The sequence below is a fragment of the Shinella sp. NM-101 genome (assembly GCF_021401195.1).
Taxonomy (GTDB): Bacteria; Pseudomonadota; Alphaproteobacteria; order Rhizobiales; family Rhizobiaceae; genus Shinella.
On the sequence record NZ_JACBFT010000002.1, the window covers coordinates 604,691 to 621,638 of the forward strand.

Annotated in this window: 13 protein-coding genes; 6 read left to right on the top strand and 7 right to left on the bottom strand. The window is 66.5% G+C overall.

What is annotated here, in order from left to right; all coding sequences use genetic code 11:
- The first annotated feature begins 30 nt into the window (after positions 1–30).
- Entirely contained in the window at positions 31–1,464 is a 1,434-nt protein-coding gene (locus tag L0976_RS06715; RefSeq protein WP_203319787.1) for an aldehyde dehydrogenase family protein, read from the top strand.
- A 217-nt stretch (positions 1,465–1,681) separates the two neighbouring features.
- Positions 1,682–2,320, top strand: a complete 639-nt coding sequence (locus tag L0976_RS06720) for a hypothetical protein (RefSeq protein ID WP_234186613.1) — start codon at positions 1,682–1,684, stop codon at positions 2,318–2,320.
- A gap of 37 nt (positions 2,321–2,357) precedes the next feature.
- On the opposite strand, the gene L0976_RS06725 is transcribed toward L0976_RS06720, so the two are convergent.
- Genes L0976_RS06725 through L0976_RS06735 form a run of 3 tightly spaced genes read right to left on the bottom strand, consistent with a single transcriptional unit; the run spans position 2,358 to position 5,550 of the window.
- Positions 2,358–3,194: a transglutaminase family protein gene (locus L0976_RS06725; RefSeq protein ID WP_234186614.1), complete on the bottom strand. Its 837-nt coding sequence runs from the start codon at positions 3,192–3,194 to the stop codon at positions 2,358–2,360.
- Between the two features lie 15 nt (positions 3,195–3,209).
- Positions 3,210–4,151: an alpha-E domain-containing protein gene (locus L0976_RS06730; protein ID WP_234186615.1), complete on the bottom strand. Its 942-nt coding sequence runs from the start codon at positions 4,149–4,151 to the stop codon at positions 3,210–3,212.
- Positions 4,152–4,155: 4 nt separating this feature from the next.
- On the bottom strand, positions 4,156–5,550 hold the full coding sequence (locus tag L0976_RS06735) for a circularly permuted type 2 ATP-grasp protein (protein WP_234186616.1): 1,395 nt from the start codon (positions 5,548–5,550) through the stop codon (positions 4,156–4,158).
- Between the two features lie 323 nt (positions 5,551–5,873).
- On the opposite strand from L0976_RS06735, the gene L0976_RS06740 reads away from it, so the two are divergent.
- Positions 5,874–6,758 carry a DMT family transporter gene (locus tag L0976_RS06740; protein ID WP_234186617.1) on the top strand — a complete coding sequence of 295 codons (885 nt, stop codon included), beginning with the start codon at positions 5,874–5,876 and terminating at the stop codon, positions 6,756–6,758.
- Between the two features lie 63 nt (positions 6,759–6,821).
- On the opposite strand, the gene L0976_RS06745 is transcribed toward L0976_RS06740, so the two are convergent.
- A complete protein-coding gene (locus L0976_RS06745) occupies positions 6,822–8,246 on the bottom strand; it encodes a DEAD/DEAH box helicase (RefSeq protein WP_234186618.1) in 1,425 nt (474 codons plus the stop codon).
- A gap of 426 nt (positions 8,247–8,672) precedes the next feature.
- Here L0976_RS06745 and L0976_RS06750 point away from each other — a divergent pair, with 426 nt between their 5' ends.
- Positions 8,673–9,125, top strand: coding sequence for a host attachment protein (locus L0976_RS06750; protein WP_203319630.1), 453 nt, complete (start codon positions 8,673–8,675; stop codon positions 9,123–9,125).
- Positions 9,126–9,129: 4 nt separating this feature from the next.
- On the opposite strand, the gene L0976_RS06755 is transcribed toward L0976_RS06750, so the two are convergent.
- Positions 9,130–10,722: a trimethylamine methyltransferase family protein gene (locus L0976_RS06755; protein WP_234186695.1), complete on the bottom strand. Its 1,593-nt coding sequence runs from the start codon at positions 10,720–10,722 to the stop codon at positions 9,130–9,132.
- 215 nt (positions 10,723–10,937) lie between these two features.
- On the opposite strand from L0976_RS06755, the gene L0976_RS06760 reads away from it, so the two are divergent.
- On the top strand, positions 10,938–14,582 hold the full coding sequence (locus L0976_RS06760) for a PAS-domain containing protein (RefSeq protein ID WP_234186619.1): 3,645 nt from the start codon (positions 10,938–10,940) through the stop codon (positions 14,580–14,582).
- A 4-nt stretch (positions 14,583–14,586) separates the two neighbouring features.
- On the opposite strand, the gene mnmD is transcribed toward L0976_RS06760, so the two are convergent.
- The gene (gene mnmD / locus L0976_RS06765; protein ID WP_234186620.1) at positions 14,587–15,309 is read right to left on the bottom strand and encodes a tRNA (5-methylaminomethyl-2-thiouridine)(34)-methyltransferase MnmD; all 723 of its coding nucleotides are present in this window, start codon (positions 15,307–15,309) and stop codon (positions 14,587–14,589) included.
- Here mnmD and L0976_RS06770 point away from each other — a divergent pair.
- Complete coding sequence (locus tag L0976_RS06770) at positions 15,308–16,486, top strand: FAD-binding oxidoreductase (RefSeq protein ID WP_234186621.1); 1,179 nt, start codon at positions 15,308–15,310, stop codon at positions 16,484–16,486. The two genes, mnmD and L0976_RS06770, sit on opposite strands and share 2 nt — an antisense overlap.
- Before the next feature lie 6 nt (positions 16,487–16,492).
- On the opposite strand, the gene L0976_RS06775 is transcribed toward L0976_RS06770, so the two are convergent.
- Positions 16,493–16,867, bottom strand: a complete 375-nt coding sequence (locus tag L0976_RS06775) for a PRC-barrel domain-containing protein (protein ID WP_233290776.1) — start codon at positions 16,865–16,867, stop codon at positions 16,493–16,495.
- Positions 16,868–16,948: the final 81 nt, after the last annotated feature.

Consider the following 16,948-nt stretch of genomic DNA (forward strand, 5'->3'; position numbering starts at 1 on the left):
ATCATGACAGACAGGAGGCTTGTCGAGCCCATGACCATCCACCAGAACCTGATTGCCGGCGAATGGGTCGGCTCCGAGGCGATCAAGAACGTCAATCCGTCGAACACCGACGACGTGGTCGGCGAATATGCCCGCGCCTCCGCCGACGACACGAAGGCGGCGATCGCCGCCGCCAAGGCGGCCTTCCCGGCCTGGTCGCGTTCCGGCATCCTGGAGCGCCACGCGATCCTGAGGAAGACCGCCGACGAGATCCTCGCCCGCAAGGACGAACTCGGCCGGCTGCTCTCGCGCGAGGAAGGCAAGACGCTGGCCGAGGGGATCGGCGAGACGGTGCGCGCCGGCCAGATCTTCGATTTCTTTGCGGGCGAGTGCCTTCGCCTTGCCGGGGAGACGCTGCCGTCCGTGCGCCCGAATATCGGCGTCGAGATCACCCGCGAGCCGGTCGGCGTCGTCGGCATCATCACGCCCTGGAACTTCCCCATCGCCATTCCCGCCTGGAAGATCGCGCCGGCGCTCTGCTACGGCAACACGGTCGTCTTCAAGCCGGCCGAGCTGGTGCCGGGCTGCTCCTGGGCCATCGTCGACATCCTCGTGCGCGCCGGCCTGCCGAAGGGCGTCCTCAACCTCGTCATGGGCAAGGGCTCGGTCGTCGGCCAGACGATGCTCGACAGCCCCGACGTCCACGCCATCACCTTCACCGGCTCCACGGGCACGGGCAAGCGCGTCGCTGCCGCCTCCGTCGAGCATAACCGCAAGTACCAGCTCGAAATGGGCGGCAAGAACCCCTTCGTCGTGCTCGACGACGCGGACCTCACCGTCGCGGTGGAAGCCGCCGTCAACTCGGCCTTCTTCTCCACCGGCCAGCGCTGCACGGCCTCCTCGCGCGTCATCGTGACGGAAGGCATCCATGACCGCTTCGTCGCCGCCGTCGGCGAGCGGCTGAAGAGCGTGGTGGTGGACGACGCACTGAAGGCCGGCACCCATATCGGCCCGGTCGTGGACGAGAGCCAGCTCAAGCAGGATACCGACTATATCGAGATCGGCAGGCAGGAAGGCGCGAAGCTCGCCTTCGGCGGCGAGCTCCTCAAGCGCGACACGCCCGGCTTCTATCTAGCGCCCGCGCTCTTCACCGAGGCGACGAACGACATGCGCATCGCGCGCGAGGAGATCTTCGGCCCGGTCGCCGCGGTCATCCGCGTCAAGGACTACGAGGAAGCGCTGGCCGTCGCCAACGACACGCCCTTCGGCCTTTCCTCGGGCATCGCGACGACCAGCCTCAAGCATGCGACGCACTTCAAGCGCAATGCGGAGGCCGGCATGGTCATGGTGAACCTGCCGACGGCGGGCGTCGATTTCCATGTGCCCTTCGGCGGCCGCAAGGGCTCCTCGCACGGTTCGCGCGAGCAGGGCAGATATGCCAACGAGTTCTACACCACGGTGAAGACCGCCTATACGCTGGCCTGAGGCCGTGCAGTCGTTTCCTTGCTCGGGCGTGGCCTTTGCGGGCCACGCCCGAACTGTCTCGAAACGGCACGGCGGCGTGGCTTGCTCTTCCGTGTAAACCCTTCGTTTTCCCTGCCGGAGAATGGCTGCCGTTCCGCGGGAACAAGCGGCGCCTGCTCAACCTTCCGTTTTGCGATGCCGGCTCAATCCCGGGCCGGATGCTGAATTGGAGGTTCCCATGTTCACAGCATCACGTTCAGTGTCGATCCCCAGGCTTTCGGCTGTTCTGGTCGCGGCGGTTCTTGCCGTGCCGGCGCATGGTCTGGCGCAGGAAGGCCGGGGGCTCGGCGTGGGTGTCAGCGTCGGCGGCGTAAAGGCCGGCGTCGGGGCAACGGTCGGCGGCGGCAACGGGCTCGCCGGCGCGCGGGTCGGCGCCAGCGTCGGCGGGTCGAATGGCATCAATGCCGGCGTCAAAGCGAATGTCGGCGGCACGCGCGGTCTCGTCGATTCCGATGTGAACGCGTCCGTCGGCGGCAGAAACGGCGTGAATGCCCGTGCGAAAGCCAATGTCGGCGGATCCAACGGGCTGCTGGACGCCAATGTGCGGGCCAATGTCGGTGGCACCGGCGGGCTTGGAGCGAACGTCGGCGCGAATGTCGGCGGCGGCAGCCTGCTCGATGCGAATATCGACATCGGTATCGGCGGCGGGGCGGGCGGTGGCCTGACGCCGGGCGACCGCACCGTGCTGCGCGAGTTCTCGCAACTGCCCCAACGCGACCGAATGCAGATGATCAAGCGCTGCCGCGGCATCGGCAGCGGCGGCTATGATGCCGGCCTGGTCAAGCTCTGCCGCCTGCTCCAGACGGCCTCCCGCTGAGCGTTACGAGAGGGGCGGCGGCCGCAGGCTGCCGCCCTCAGCTCTGGCTCTGCGCCTGGCTCTGCGCCTGGCTCTGGCCGGCGGACGGCGCCACTGTTATGGAGACGCTCATCGTCTCGGCCGCCTTGCCCACCACCATGCCGGAGACGGGCGCCGCATCCTTGTAGTCGAGGCCCGTCGAGAGGCGCACGTAGCGCGCATCCGGGCAGATCTTGTTCGCCGCGTCGAAACCGACCCAGCCGAGACCCTGCAAGTGCACCTCGGCCCAGGCATGGCTCGCCGTCTGTTCGGGCGTCTCCATCATAAGGTAGCCGGAGACATAGCGGGCCGGAATGCCGAGATGGCGGGCGGCGGCGATGAAGATGTGCGCATGGTCCTGGCAGACGCCCTGCTTGCTTTCGAGCGCCTGTTCGGCCGTGGTAGTGGCCGCGGTTTCGCCCGGCCTGTAGGCGACGGTCTCGTGCAGCATCGCCATCAGGTCGTGCATGCGCGCGAGTTCGTTGTCGCCGGCGGAGGCCTTGGCCATGTCGCGGATCAGCTTGCCCGGCCGGGTCAGCGGCGTTTCGCGCAGGTAGAGCCAGAGCGGCACGAACCCCTGGTGCGGGCCGAAGACGCCCGCCCGGTCCTCCGTCTCCACTTCGCCCTCGGCGACGATGCGGATGGCCACCTGCTCGGCATTGGTGCTGACGAGATCGACATGGTTGCCGAAATGATCGGTATAGCCGGCCTCCTGGCGGGCGCCGTCCACGATGGTCCTCCAGTGCAGCACGATCTGGCCCGGCTGGTTCTTCGGCGTCAGCCGCAGCCGTTGCAGGGAATATTGGACGGGGTCGTCATAGCGATATTCGGTCGTGTGGCTGATCTTCAGTCGCATCGCGCGTCCCCGGCCCTAGCGATAGAAACGGTAGCCTTCGGAGATTTCCTCCCCGAGGCGATTGTTGTGCACGATGAATTCCTCGATGAACTCGTGGAGCCCCTGTTCCATGATGTCGTCCATGCTGCGGCTTCTCAGCAGCATCAGCGTCGAGGACGCGGTCTCGTGCGCGGCATGGGTCTCGCCGTAGAGTTTTGCCAGATAGCCGAGATTGCTGACGATCTTGTCGTAGCTGTAGGCGAGCGAGCGCGGCATGCGCTCGTTGAGGATCAGGAAGTCGGCGATGTTGGCCGCGGAATGGTCGCCGTCGTAGACCCAGCTATAGGAGCGGTGCGCCGAGACCGAGCGCAAGATCGATTCCCACTGCCTGTTGTCGAGCGAAGAGCCCACCTTGGCGATCGCCGGCAGCAGCACGTAGTATTTCACGTCGAGGATGCGCGCCGTGTTGTCCGCCCGCTCGATGAAGGTGCCGATGCGTGAGAAGTTGTAGATGTCGTCGCGCAGCATCGTGCCGTGGAAGGCGCCGCGGATGAGGCCCGTGCGCCGCTTGATCGCATCGATCACCTCCGGCATCTCGGCCGGGCGGACGCGCCTGGCGAGCATCTCCTTGAACTCGATCCAGCATTCGTTCGTCGCTTCCCAGGTCTCGCGCGTCAGCGCCGTGCGGACCATGCGGGCATTGTTGCGCGCCGATTCGATGCAGGACATGACGCTCGACGGATTGGACCGGTCGCGCAGGAGGTAGTCGATGGCGTCGGCGCTCGTCAGCGCACCGTGCACGCTGTCGAAATCCTCGCGCACGCCGGCGCTTTGCAGGACGCCGTCCCAGTCCTCGTCGGAGGAGCCGGAGCGCGTCAGCGCCATGCGCAGGCCCGCGTCGACGAGGCGGGCGATGTTCTCGCCGCGCTCGATATAGCGGAACATCCAGTAGAGGCCGTTTGCAGTTCTTCCCAGCATCGGCTCAGTCCTCCAGAACCCAGGTGTCCTTCGTGCCGCCGCCCTGGCTGGAATTGACCACCAGCGAGCCTTCCTTCAGCGCCACGCGGGTCAGCCCGCCGGGAATGATCTGCACCTTGTCGGAAACCAGCACATAGGGCCTGAGGTCGACATGCCGGGGCGCGATGCCCTTGTTGACGAGGATCGGGACCGTGGAGAGCGAGAGTGTCGGCTGGGCGATGTAGTTCGCCGGCCGGGCCTTCAGCTTTTCGGCGAAGGCCGCGCATTCCTTCTTCGAGGCGGTCGGGCCCACCAGCATGCCGTAGCCGCCCGAGCCGTGCACTTCCTTGACAACCAGTTCCTCCAGATGCTCGAGCACGTATTTCAGGCTGTCCGCTTCCGAGCAGCGCCAGGTCGGCACGTTTTCCAGAAGCGCCTTGCGGCCCGTATAGAACTCGACGATCTCCGGCATGTAAGAATAGATCGCCTTGTCGTCGGAAATGCCGGTGCCCGGCGCATTGGCGATGGTGACGTTGCCGGCCCTGTAGACATCCATGATGCCGGGAATGCCGAGGGCCGAATCCGGCCGGAAGGTGAGGGGGTCGAGGAAGTCGTCGTCGACACGGCGATAGATGACGTCGATGGCCTCGTAGCCGCGGGTCGTGCGCATCTTCACCTTGCCGTCGACGACGCGCAGGTCCGAGCCTTCCACCAGTTCCACGCCCATCATGTCGGCGAGGAAGGCGTGCTCGTAATAGGCGGAGTTGAAGATGCCGGGCGTCAGCACCGCCACGCGCGGCTTGCCCGAACAGCCGGGCGGGGCGAGCGAGGAAAGGCTCTGGCGCAGCAGCTTCGGGTAGTCCTCGACCGGCCGCACCTTGTTGAGGTGGAACAGCTCGGGGAACATCTGCATCATGGTTTCGCGGTTTTCCAGCATGTAGCTGACGCCGGAGGGGGTGCGGGCATTGTCCTCCAGCACGTAGAACTGGTCTTCGCCCGTGCGCACGATGTCGGTGCCGACGATGTGGGTATAGACGCCGCCCGGCGGCTTGAAGCCGATCATCTGCGGCAGGAACGCCTCGTTGCGCTCGATCAGCTCGCGCGGGATGCGGCCCGCCTTGATGATCTCCTGCTTGTGGTAGATGTCTTCGAGGAAGGCGTTGAGGGCGATGACCCGCTGCTCGATGCCCTGGGCGAGCTTGCGCCATTCGCGGCCGGAGATGATGCGGGGAATGATGTCGAAGGGGATGAGCTTTTCGGAGCTGTCCGCGTGCCCGTAGACCGCGAAGGTGATGCCGGTTTTGCGAAAGAGGTTCTCGGCGTCCCTCGATTTGGCGATCAGGCGGGCCCGATCCTGTGCTGCGTACCATTCATGGTAGTTCTGATATGGCTGCCGCGCACCGGAGTCCGCGTTCATCATTTCATCAAATGCCAAAGGCGTGTTCCCCATTTTTCGTCATTTGAGTACAACATCCCCGGCAATGCAAGAACCATGCTCAATTAGCGGTCAAGAATTCTCACACCGCTTTGGAAGCATCCAGAACCGGCCATCGCGACGGTTCTTGCCGGAAATGTCCCCGCAGGTCGCGCCCCACCCGATTGGGGTTGCCGAAAACATGGGCAGGTGCCGAAAGACTGTTCGCGCTGCCTTTGCCTGAACCTAAGCATCAAGGAAATTCCTTTGACCATCACCGGCGCGATGCCTATCGCTCGCGCATCGATTGTCCCGTCCGCGGAAACACCATGTCCCTCGATCGCCTCGCCCCGGTCATCTTCGTCCTGCTCTGGTCCACCGGCTGGGTCGTCGCCAAGTTCGGCGCCATCGTCTCCGAGCCGCTGACCTTCCTCAGCATCCGCTATGTCGTCGCCGCGCTGCTGTTCGGCGGCCTTTGCGTGGCATCCGGCGTGTCCTGGCCGCGCGATCCGCGCACGGTCCTGCATGCCGTCGTCTCCGGCGCCTTCCTGCACGGCATCTATCTCGGCGCGGTCTGGTGGGCGATCGGCGAGGGGGTTCCCGCGGCGCTCTCGTCCATCATCGCCGCCCTCCAGCCCCTGATGACGGCGCTGGCGGCGCCGTTCTTCATCGGCGAGCGGCTGGGCACGACGCAGAAGCTCGGGCTCTGTCTCGGTTTCCTCGGCGTGCTCCTCGCCGTCCTGCCGAAATTCTTCGGCCACGGTTCGGCGGAGATCCCGGCCTTCGCCATCGTCGTCAACATGTTCGGCATGGCGGCCGTCACCTACGGCACCATCTACCAGAAGCAGCACCTGCATACCGGCGACATCCGCGCCATCGCGACGCTGCAATATGTCGGCGCGCTGATCGTCACCGTCCCCTTCGCGCTCGCGCTCGAAAGCCTGCATGTCGATTTCGGCTTCGCCTTCGTCGCGCTGCTCGCCTGGTCGGTGCTCGGCATCTCGATGGGGGCGATCCTGCTGCTGCTCTATCTGCTGCGCCGCGGCCAGGTCTCGCGCGCCGCCTCGCTCATCTACCTTGTCCCGCCCATCGCCGCCCTGCAGGCCGCCGCCATATTCGGGGAGGAGCTGACGATCCCGATGATCCTCGGAACCGTCATCGTGGCGGTCGGCGTCTATCTCACGAACCGCAAGGACCCGGCGCCGGCGAAGTGAGGCGCTCCACAAACGAAAACGGCGGGCCGAGGCCCGCCGTTTCTCAATTCATGACCGACCGGCTTACGCCTGTTCGCGGCGCTGGCCTTCAGCACGGCGCGGCTTGCCGCGGTGCTGCGGGCGGCCGGGCTGGCCGTTGCCGCCGCCGTGGTTGCGGTTCTGGCGCTCGCCCTGCTTCTGGGCGGGACGGGCGTGCTGCGGGCGCTTGGCGCCTGCCGGTGCGCCGGCTTCCGCCTGCGCGCCGTCGCCGAAGGGCTGGCGCTGCGGACGCTGGCCGGCGCGGCCGTTGCCGGCGCGCTGGCCGCCGGCGTTGCGGCCCTTGCGCGACTTGCCGCCGGGGCCTGCCGTGCTTTCGGCCGGGGCCTCGCCGCTCGCGACAGCGATCTTGATGCCCATCAGCCGCTCGATGTCGCGCAGGAGATGCGCTTCGTCCGGTGCGCAGAAGGCGATGGCGATGCCGTCGCGGCCGTTGCGGGCCGTGCGGCCGATGCGGTGGACATAGGCGTCCGGCACTTCCGGCAGGTCGTAGTTGTAGACGTGGGTGACGCCCGGGATGTCGATGCCGCGGGCGGCGACGTCGGTGGCCACCAGCACGCGGATTTCGCCGTCACGGAAGGCCTTGAGGGCGCGCTCGCGCTGGCCCTGGCTCTTGTTGCCGTGGATGGAGGCGGCCTTGAAGCCGACCTGGTCGAGGTGCTTCATCAGCTTTTCCGCACCGTGCTTGGTGCGCGAGAAGACGAGCGACAGGCCGTCCGGATTGGCGGTGAGCGTCTGCTTGAGGATCTGCGTCTTCTGGTCCTTGCCGGGCACGAAGTGCACGTACTGCTCCACCTTGTCGGCAGCCTTGCCGGGCGGGGTGACCTCGACCTTCTTCGGGTTGACGAGGTATTCGCCGGCAAGGTCGGCGATCAGCTTGGGCATGGTGGCCGAGAAGAGCAGCGTCTGGCGGTTCTTCGGCACCATCTTCGAAATCTTGCGCAGGTCGTGGATGAAGCCGAGGTCCAGCATCTGGTCGGCCTCGTCGAGCACGAGGTAGCGTGCCTGCGTCAGCGTCACGGACTTGCGGGCGATAAGGTCGAGCAGGCGGCCGGGGGTGGCGACGAGGATGTCGGTGCCGCGGTTCAGCATTTCCGACTGCTTGTTGATCGAGGCGCCGCCGACGACGGTGACGACGCGCAGCGGCGTCTTCTTGACGAAATCGCGCAGGTTGTCGGCGATCTGGTTCACCAGTTCGCGGGTCGGGGCGAGGATGAGGGCGCGGATGTTGCGCGGGTCGGGGCGGCGGGCTTCCAGGAGGAGCTTTTCGATCATCGGCAGGCCGAAGGCGGCCGTCTTGCCGGTGCCGGTCTGGGCGAGGCCGATGAGGTCGCTGCCTTCCATGACGAGCGGAATGGCCTTTTCCTGGATCGGGGTCGCTTTTTCAAAGCCGAGGGTGGAGAGCGTGGCGACGATGGTCTTCGAGAGGCCGAGGTCGTGGAAAGTGGTCAAGTGAATACCTTTCGGGGCGCCAAACGCGATTGCCCGGAACGCACCATGCGCTTCCGGTTTCGTCTGGCGTCAAGAACCCCGCGTGAATTGGGAACTTGTGGGTTGGTTGGCTATCGTCAGCGCAGTCTTCCGCAATCGAGGCGGATCGTTCTCTTGCGCTTGTCCTTCTTAGCATCCCAAGGTCGGGAAATCGCAGGCTCGCTCACGCGGCGGCCGAAGGGCGACGCTTCGGCTCATGTCGTTGTTTTGCGCCGAAAAGTCAAGTGCTAGTTTCGTAGCGCGCGAAAGGATGGCCTCGCCGCGACCCTGCCGGAACATGCGCCTGCGCGTTGCGTTGGGTCAGCACGCATCCTGCCACAATCCTGTTGGATGCTCGCCGACGCAGAAGGATCTGCGTTCCGATGAACCTCGCCACGGGAGTGAAAAATGACCGCTACGACTTGGATTCTCGCCGCCGACGGAAATCAGGCCCGCCTGCTCAAGGGAGTGAACCTGTTGAAGGATGGCCAGCAGAACCCGGAGCAGGAGGTCTTTCGCTGGGAGCCGAAGAAGGCGCAGGACATCATGGCCGACAAGCCCGGCCGCAGCCATTCCTCGGTCGGTCCCGGCCGCTCCGCCATGGAATATTCGAGCGATCCGGTGCGCGAGGAGCAGCAGAAATTCACCGCCGAGGTGGCCAGCCGGATCGATGACTATGCCGCCGAGGGCGCGTTCGACCGGCTCGTCGTGTGCGCCGCCCCGCAGACGCTGGGCGACCTGCGCAGCAAGCTGTCGGACAAGGCCCGCACGCTGACCACGGCCGAGATCGACAAGAACTTCTCCAACCTGCCGACGGAGAAGCTGATCTCCTCCGTCCGGTCGATCATGTTCGACGCCTGATCTTCTAAAGGTGTGCCGGAGCGCCGCCCTCTTCCTTGCGTCTTGCGACGAACGCATCCAGTTCGTCCTCGACCGCAGGGTCGAGCGGCGGCCTTTCGTAGGCGTTGAGCTTTTCCTTGAAGATCCGGTTGGCGTGGTCGTAGGTCGTCGGCCGGCCGGCTTCGGACCATGCCTCGAAGTTGCGCCAGTCGGAGAGGATCGGTGAATAGAAGGCCGTCTCGTAGCGCGCCAGCGTGTGCGGCGTGCCGAAGAAGTGGCCGCCGGGGCCGACGTCGCGCATCGCTTCCAGGCCGAGGGCGTCCGCGCTCACGTCGAGCGGCGCGAGGTATTCCGCCACCATCTGCAGCATGTCGACGTCGAGGATGAATTTCTCGAAGGAAGCCGTCAGCCCGCCCTCCGTCCAGCCGGCCGAATGCATGATGAAATTGCCCCCGCCCTGGGTCAGCGCCCAGAGGGAGAAGGCGGATTCGTAGGCGGCCTGTGCGTCCAGCGTGTTGGAGGCGTTGGTGTTGGAAGTCCGGTAGGGGATGTCGTACTTGCGGGCGAGCTGGCCGCCGGCGACGACAGCCTTCATGTATTCCGGCGTGCCGAAGGCCGGTGCGCCCGTCTTCATGTCGATATTGGAGGTGAAGCCGCCATACATGACCGGCGCGCCCCTGCGCACCATCTGCGTGAAGGCGATGCCCGCCAGCGCCTCGGCATTCTGCTGCACCAGCGCGCCGGCGATCGTTACGGGCGCCATGGCGCCGGCCAGCGTGAAGGGCGTCACCACCACGACCTGGCCCCGTGCGGACATCTCGATGATGCCCTGGAGCATCGGCGCGTCGAGGCGCAGCGGCGAGGAGGTGTTGATGATGGTGAAAAGCGAGGGCTCGCGCTCCATCTGCTCCATCGAGATGCCGCGGCCGATGCGGGCGATCTCGATGCCGTCGCGGTTGCGCTGGCGGCCGAGCGAATAGACGTGGAAAACCTTGTCCGTCAGCTTCACGAGGTCGGACAGGCAGTCGAGATGGCGCACCGGGGCGGGGATGTCGACCGGCTCGACCGGGTAGCCGCCCGTCGTGTGGACGATGTCGTAGCACTGGGCGAGCTTGACGAGCTTGCGGAAATCCTCCCGGTTGCCGGCCCGGCGCCCGCCGTCGCGGTCCGCGACGAAGGGGGCCGAGGCGACCTGGGCGAAGACGAGGTTGTCGCCGCCGATCTCCACGTTCCGCACGGGGTTGCGGGCGTGCATGGTGAAGCGCGGGGGGACCGAGGCGAGCATCTCCATGATGAGGCCGCGGTCGAAGCGCACACGGTCGGTGCCCGGCGTCACCTCCGCCCCGGCCGCCTTCATGCGGTCGCGCGCCTCCGGCAGGATGATGTCCATGCCGATTTCCTCGAGGATCGTCAGGGAGGCCTGGTGCACGGCTTCCAAGGCATCCTCCGACAGCACGGCGGACCTTGCGGTGGCGTTGACGAGGTTGAGGTATTTCGAGGTCGCCGGTGCGCGGGGACCATGCTCGGCGGCGCGCCCGCTGTGCCGCCGCCTTTCGACGGGCGTTTCGCCCGCGGCGCCGGTCGATTGGCGATTTTCGAGCTTGATCACGTCACCCATATGCAGCGCAGCCCTGGTCTGGTTTGCCTTCGCGTTCTTGTCGCACATCCCGGGGCGCCATGTCCCGTCATTTGCGACAGGCAAGCGCCCTCACCGGATAAGCGCCAGGCACCTTCAGTTCCGGCAACGAAGTGTTAACCATCCGTTCAAGGATTGGTGATACTCCCCGAGGGGTATGAATCCCTCCTTCCTTGCCGCTTTGGGGAGCGCCTGGCGTGGCTGAATCTCAGGACGAATTGCTGGTGGCGGCCTGTGCGCGCGTTCGCGAGCACCCGCATCCGGCCTACGTCAAGAGCAGCGAATTGCGCTATCTGGCGGTGAACGATGCCTATGCGTTGCTGTTCGGCCATGCCCCGGCGGAGATGATCGGCCTGCGCAGCGACGAGGTCGGCGAGGCGCCCGGCCACAGCGACCGGGATGATCCGGAACGGCGCTGCCTGATCTTCGGCCATCCCGAGCGCGCCCGTTACCTGCATCCCTTCGGCGGCAGTTTCGAAATATCCTTGAAGCGCGAGCGGATCTCCCCGACGCTTTCCATCCTCGTCGGCTTCTTCACGCCTTGCGTTGATGCGGCGGCGGTCCGTCTGGCCGCCAATGCGAATGCCGATACCCTCCAGAGGACGGCGGGCGCGGAGACCGATCCCGGCAGGACGCGTGCGGCCGAGCATGTCGAAGACGCGCTCGACGCGATGGGGGCGGGGGTTGCCGTTTTCGGTGCGGACAACCGGCTGTGCTATGCCAATCCCAACATGCGGGATTTCTACCGGGTGCTCGTCGGCGATCTCGCGGACGGTCCGGTCAGCCTCGCCACGATCACCGAGGCCCTGCACGACCTGGAGGTCGGGCGCCTACCGGCAGCCGAGCGTGCGCCCTGGGTCGCCGCCCGGCTCGCCTGCTACGACCTGCCGCTCTACGAATCGGTGACGCGCATGGCGGGCGACTGGAGCCGCCTCGTCACGCAGCGCCGACCGGACGGCGTGCTCGTCGTGCTGCGGCTGGACGTCACCGCCCTCAAGGAGAGCGAAGGCCGGCTGAAGCAGCATTCGCAGGAGATCAGCCTCTATCGCGCGCTGCTCGACGAGTTGCCGGTCGCAAGCTTCATGCGTGACGAGGACCAGCGCATGATCTTCGCCAACCGGGCCTATGTCGAGATGACGGGCCGGCCGCCGGAAGACCTGCTCGGCGTCACCACGCGCCACATGTATCCCAAGCAGGGAGAGGAATTCCACCAGCAGAACCAGCTCGTGCTGGATACCGGCGAACTGTTCGAATCCGAGATCGACTATATCCGCGCGGACGGCTCGGTGCTGCCGACGATCTCGCGGCTTTATCGCGTCACGACGCTGGACGACAAAAGATACCTGATCGGCTCGCTCACCGACACGACGGTGCTGAAGAAGCGCGAGGACCAGCTCATCGAGGCGCAGCGCCAGGGGGAAGCCGCGCGGTCGGATCTGGAAAGCATCGTGGAGTCGCTTCCCGTCGGGATCGTCGTCGTCGAGGAGGACGACACGATCGAGCTGGTCAACGGCGCCTTCGAGGAGCTGTGGGGTGGTACCCTGCTGCCGATGAAGGGCCGCCCCATCGTCGAACTCCTGCGCTTCCAGGAGGCGCAGGGCGGAATATGCTGGGACGGCAGCCCCAATCCGGGCGGCCATGCGGGGTATCTGGCCGGCATCCGCGCGGGCGAGACGCCGGTGCGCGAGGTGACCTATACCACCGGCCGGACGGTGATCGAGGCCGGCTGCGCGATCTCCGGCGGCCGCTGCCTGCTCACCTATATCGACATCACGGAGCGGCGCGAGCGCGAACGCGAGGTGCTGGAGACGCGTACCGCGCTGGAAGAGGTCGGCAGCCTGCTCAAGGACGCGGTCTCCTCCATGAGCCAGGGCCTGCTGATCATCGAGGACGATGCGGTGGTGCTCTCCAACGAGGCGCTTTCCACCATGATCGCCATGCCGCGTGAACTCCTGCGGCCCGGCACGCCCGTCAAGCATGTGCTGCAGAGCTGCATCGACCGGGGCATTTCCGGGTATCTCGGCGAGCGGCCCGTCGCGGCCGACGAATTCGGGGCCATCCTTTTCACCGGTTTGCCGGCCTCGTTGACGGTGTTCAGCGGCTACAGCCGCTGGCTGCGCCTCGACGTGACGCCGACGCGGCGCGGCCGCAGCGTCCTGGTCTTTTCCGACATCACGGACCTGAAGAGCCGCGAGGACGAACTGCGCCGGCTCGTCACCCGCGCCGAGACGGCCGACAAGGCCAAGTCGGAATTCCTTGCCAACATGAGCCACGAGATCCGCACGCCGATGAACGGCGTGCTCGGCATGGCGGAACTGCTCGCGAAATCGAACCTCGATACCCGCCAGAAGACCTTCATCGACATCATGGTGAAGTCCGGCAATGCGCTGCTGACGATCATCAACGACATCCTCGACTTCTCCAAGATCGACGCCGGCCAGATGATCCTGCGCGACGTCGCCTTCAATCCGGTCGAGGCGATCGAGGACGTGGCGACGCTTCTTTCGGCAAAGGCGGCGGAAAAGGACATCGAGCTCGTCGTGCGCGGGGCGGCGGGCATGCCGGCCTCTGTCATGGGCGATGCCGGCCGCTTCCGGCAGATCGTCACCAATCTCGTCGGCAATGCCGTCAAGTTCACCGACCGCGGCCATGTGCTGATCGACCTCTCCTCGCGGACGACCGGGGATGGTGTCGAGATCGTCATCCGCGTCGAGGATACCGGCGCCGGCATCCCGCCCGAAAAGATGGACTCGATCTTCGAGAAGTTCTCGCAGGTGGATGCCTCCTCGACGCGCCGCCACGAGGGCACCGGCCTCGGCCTTGCCATCACCGAAGGGCTGACGCGCCTTTTCGGCGGCACGCTGGAGGCGGAGAGCGAGGTCGGCAAGGGGTCCGTCTTCACGGTGCGCCTGCCCATGGCGCTCGCCGCTGCCGCGCTGCCGGCCCGCATCGCGCCGGCGAAGGCGGCCGGCGCGCGCATTCTCGTCGTCGACGCGCACGCGCTTTCCCGCAAGGCCGCGCATGACATGCTGCTCGACTGGGGATACGACGCGACCGCCGTCGGCTCCGAGGCCGAGGCGCTGGCGGTGCTCGCCGCGGCCGCGGACATGAAGGTGTGCGTGGACGCGATCCTGCTCGACTACGAGCCGGAGCGGTCGCCCGCCTTCGTGCGATCGTTGCGGGAAAGCGCCTCGATCGCCGGCATTTCCGTGATCGTGCTCGCCTCCATGAACCTTTCCGCCGAGGATCCGCTGCTGTCCTCGCACGACGTCCAGGCCCATCTGATGAAGCCCGTCCGCGCCGACCTCCTGCGCGAGACGGTCTGCGAGGTCCTGCGCGTGGCGCGGGGCGCGGCGCCGTCTTCCGCTCCGGCCGCGAAGGAGGACAATGTCCTGCCGCTGCGCCCGCAGGCGGCGGCGCCCGCGGAAGAAGGCGGGTCGCTGGACGTGCTGGTCGCCGAGGACAACGAGGTCAACACGATCCTCTTCACCCAGATGCTGATGGCGTCGGGCCTGCGCTTCCAGATCGTGGAGAACGGCGAAGCGGCCGTCGAGGCCTTCCGCATGCGCCGTCCCGGCATGATCCTCATGGATATTTCAATGCCCGTCATGGACGGCCTGCAGGCAAGCCGGAAGATCCGCGAACTGGAAAGCGGCACGGGCCGCCGCGTGCCGATCGTCGCCGTGACCGCGCATGTGCTGGACGGCGACCGCGAGGAATGCCTCGCTTCTGGCATGGACGATTACCTGACGAAGCCGATCAGCGCCGAGAAGCTGGAGGAAAAGATCGACCGCTGGCTGAAGCGCGCGCCCGCATCCGCCTCCAAGGGCAAGCTTCACTGAGCACCTAGGCCGGCGGCCTTTCCCCGCAGAGCATTTCGCGCTTGCCGGCAAAGCCCGGCCGGCGTTCCACCGAAAAGCCCGCCGCCGCAAGATTGCGCCGCACGAAGCCTGCGGCCGCATAGGTGGCGAAGCGCCCGCCCGGAAGGGTCAGGCGATGGACCTCCGCCATCAGTTCGGCCGACCACATGTCCGGATTGCGCGAGGGGGCAAAGCCGTCGAGATACCAGGCGTCGAACGGCTCCTGTTCGCTCAAGAGGCTGTCGAGCGCCGCGCCGCAGACGACGGTAAGGCGCATGCCGGGTTCGAGGTCGATCTCGACGCGGCCCGCCGGCGCGTCCGGCCATGCGGCGGACAGGATCGCGCGCTCCCGGTCGATTTCCGGCCAGTGCGCCAGCGCCCGGGCGATGTCGGCGCGCGCCATGGGAAAGCGCTCGAAGGAGGTGAAGTGGAGGCTCGCGCCCTCCGGCGCCGTCTCCCGCCATTGCCGCCAGGTCTCCGCCAGATTGAGGCCGGTGCCGAAGCCGAGCTCGGCGATGCGGAACGGCGCCTGGCGCTGCCACCGGCGCGGCAGGTCGTTGCCGGCGAGGAAGACATGGGCGCATTCCAGGCGGCCGTCGCTGCGACAATAAAAGTGATCGTCAAAGGCGCGGGAATAGGGCATATCGCCCTCGTGCCAGTCGAGGATCGCTTCGGTCCGGATCGGGTTTTCAGGATTGTGATCAGCCATGGCAGATGCCGATAATCGCGCGAAGGCCGCCGGTCAACCGGCCGTCGACCTCCTTGTCGCGGGCGGCGGGGTCATGGGCCTGTGGACCGCGCTCCGCGCAGCACGGGAGGGGCTTTCCGTGCGCCTCCTCGAAAGAAGCCGCATCGGGGCCGGCGCCAGCGGCGGCCTGCTCGGCGCCCTGATGCCCCACCTGCCGGATCGCTGGAACGCCAAGAAGGCATTCCAGTTCGACGCGCTTGTTTCGCTGGAGGAGGAAGTCGCCGTGCTGGAGGACGAGACCGGGCTTTCCACCGGTTATCGACGCGCCGGCCGCCACATTCCGCTGGCAAGGCCGCACAACCGCGCCATTGCGCTCGGCCATGCGCGCGATGCGCTTTCGGTGTGGAACGCCGGTGAACACGCCTTCGCCTTCGAGGTTCTCGATGCCGCGCCCGTCGCAGGCTGGCCCTCAGAAGAGGCGACGGAATGCGGGCTCGTCCGGGAACAACTTTCGGCCCGCCTTGCTCCCCGCGCGCTTCTTGCTGCGCTGCGCGCCGCGCTTGCGCGCCTGCCCAACGCCACGATCGTCGAAGGCACCGGCATCGCGGCGCTCGATCCTGCCGCCGCCGTTGCCCGTCTGGATGACGGGAGCAGCCTTGCCTTCGGCAACTGCGTTCTTGCGGCCGGCGTGGAGACCTTTGCCCTCGTCGCGCCGCTCGGGCCACCGCTCGCCAGGCCCTCCGGCATGGGGGTGAAGGGGCAGGCGGCCCTGCTGCGGGCGTCCATCGACCCGGCTCTTCCGGTGATCTTCGCCGACGGTCTCTACATCGTGCCGCACGAGGCCGGCTTCGTTGCCGTCGGCAGCACCAGCGAGACCGATTTCGCCGATGCGACGGGCACCGACGGGCTTCTGGACGCGCTTGTCGAGAGAGCGCGCCGCATGGCGCCGGCGCTTGCGGATGCTCCGGTGGTCGAGCGGTGGGCTGGCCTCAGGCCCAAGGCGATCGGCCGCGAACCGATGGTCGGGCGGCATCCCGAGCACGCGAATATCAGCCTGATGACGGGCGGCTTCAAGGTGAGCTTCGGGCTTGCGCACGAGCTCGCCCGTGCCGTCCTCGACGAAATAAAGGGCGGCACGCTCGACGTGCCGCCCTCTTTCACCGTTCCGGCACACTTCGAGGAAGCCGGACGGGTGTGAAACGCCTTACATCCAGTAGGGGGGAACACCGTAGTAGTCGTGGATCGCCTTGCCGTTGCGGCGGTCCCAATCGTATTCGGCGTCACTTTCGTAGTGCGGGGCGTTTTCGACCTGTTCCTTCGTCACGTCCACGCGATAGCCGCCGAGGCCTTCGTCATAGCTCAGCTTGGCCCAGGGCAGCGGATAATGGTCCTGGCCGATGCCGAGGAAGCCGCCAAAGCTGAGGACGGCATAGGAAACGTGGCCGCTCCGCTTGTCGAGGATCAGGCGTTCGACCGAGCCGATGCGCTCGCCGTCGGCGCCGTAGACGTTCGTGCCCTCGACCTTGTCGCTGGCGATCAGATCCTGGGTTTCGCGAATGTTTGCATCCTGCATGGCCATAAGTGTTTCTCCTTGGTTGTCATGGACAGGAAACGGGCCAAGGCGGTAATGGTTCCTCACTACGGGGCTATCTATGCCCCG

What these genes read in the sequence shown, in the direction of transcription:
- L0976_RS06715 (WP_203319787.1), top strand. Translation starts at nt 31, where the DNA reads ATGACCATCCACCAGAACCTGATTGCCGGCGAATGGGTCGGCTCCGAG.
- L0976_RS06720 (WP_234186613.1), top strand. Translation starts at nt 1,682, where the DNA reads ATGTTCACAGCATCACGTTCAGTGTCGATCCCCAGGCTTTCGGCTGTT.
- L0976_RS06725 (WP_234186614.1), bottom strand. Translation starts at nt 3,194, where the DNA reads ATGCGACTGAAGATCAGCCACACGACCGAATATCGCTATGACGACCCC.
- L0976_RS06730 (WP_234186615.1), bottom strand. Translation starts at nt 4,151, where the DNA reads ATGCTGGGAAGAACTGCAAACGGCCTCTACTGGATGTTCCGCTATATC.
- L0976_RS06735 (WP_234186616.1), bottom strand. Translation starts at nt 5,550, where the DNA reads ATGATGAACGCGGACTCCGGTGCGCGGCAGCCATATCAGAACTACCAT.
- L0976_RS06740 (WP_234186617.1), top strand. Translation starts at nt 5,874, where the DNA reads ATGTCCCTCGATCGCCTCGCCCCGGTCATCTTCGTCCTGCTCTGGTCC.
- L0976_RS06750 (WP_203319630.1), top strand. Translation starts at nt 8,673, where the DNA reads ATGACCGCTACGACTTGGATTCTCGCCGCCGACGGAAATCAGGCCCGC.
- L0976_RS06755 (WP_234186695.1), bottom strand. Translation starts at nt 10,722, where the DNA reads ATGGGTGACGTGATCAAGCTCGAAAATCGCCAATCGACCGGCGCCGCG.
- L0976_RS06770 (WP_234186621.1), top strand. Translation starts at nt 15,308, where the DNA reads ATGGCAGATGCCGATAATCGCGCGAAGGCCGCCGGTCAACCGGCCGTC.
- mnmD (WP_234186620.1), bottom strand. Translation starts at nt 15,309, where the DNA reads ATGGCTGATCACAATCCTGAAAACCCGATCCGGACCGAAGCGATCCTC.
- L0976_RS06775 (WP_233290776.1), bottom strand. Translation starts at nt 16,867, where the DNA reads ATGGCCATGCAGGATGCAAACATTCGCGAAACCCAGGATCTGATCGCC.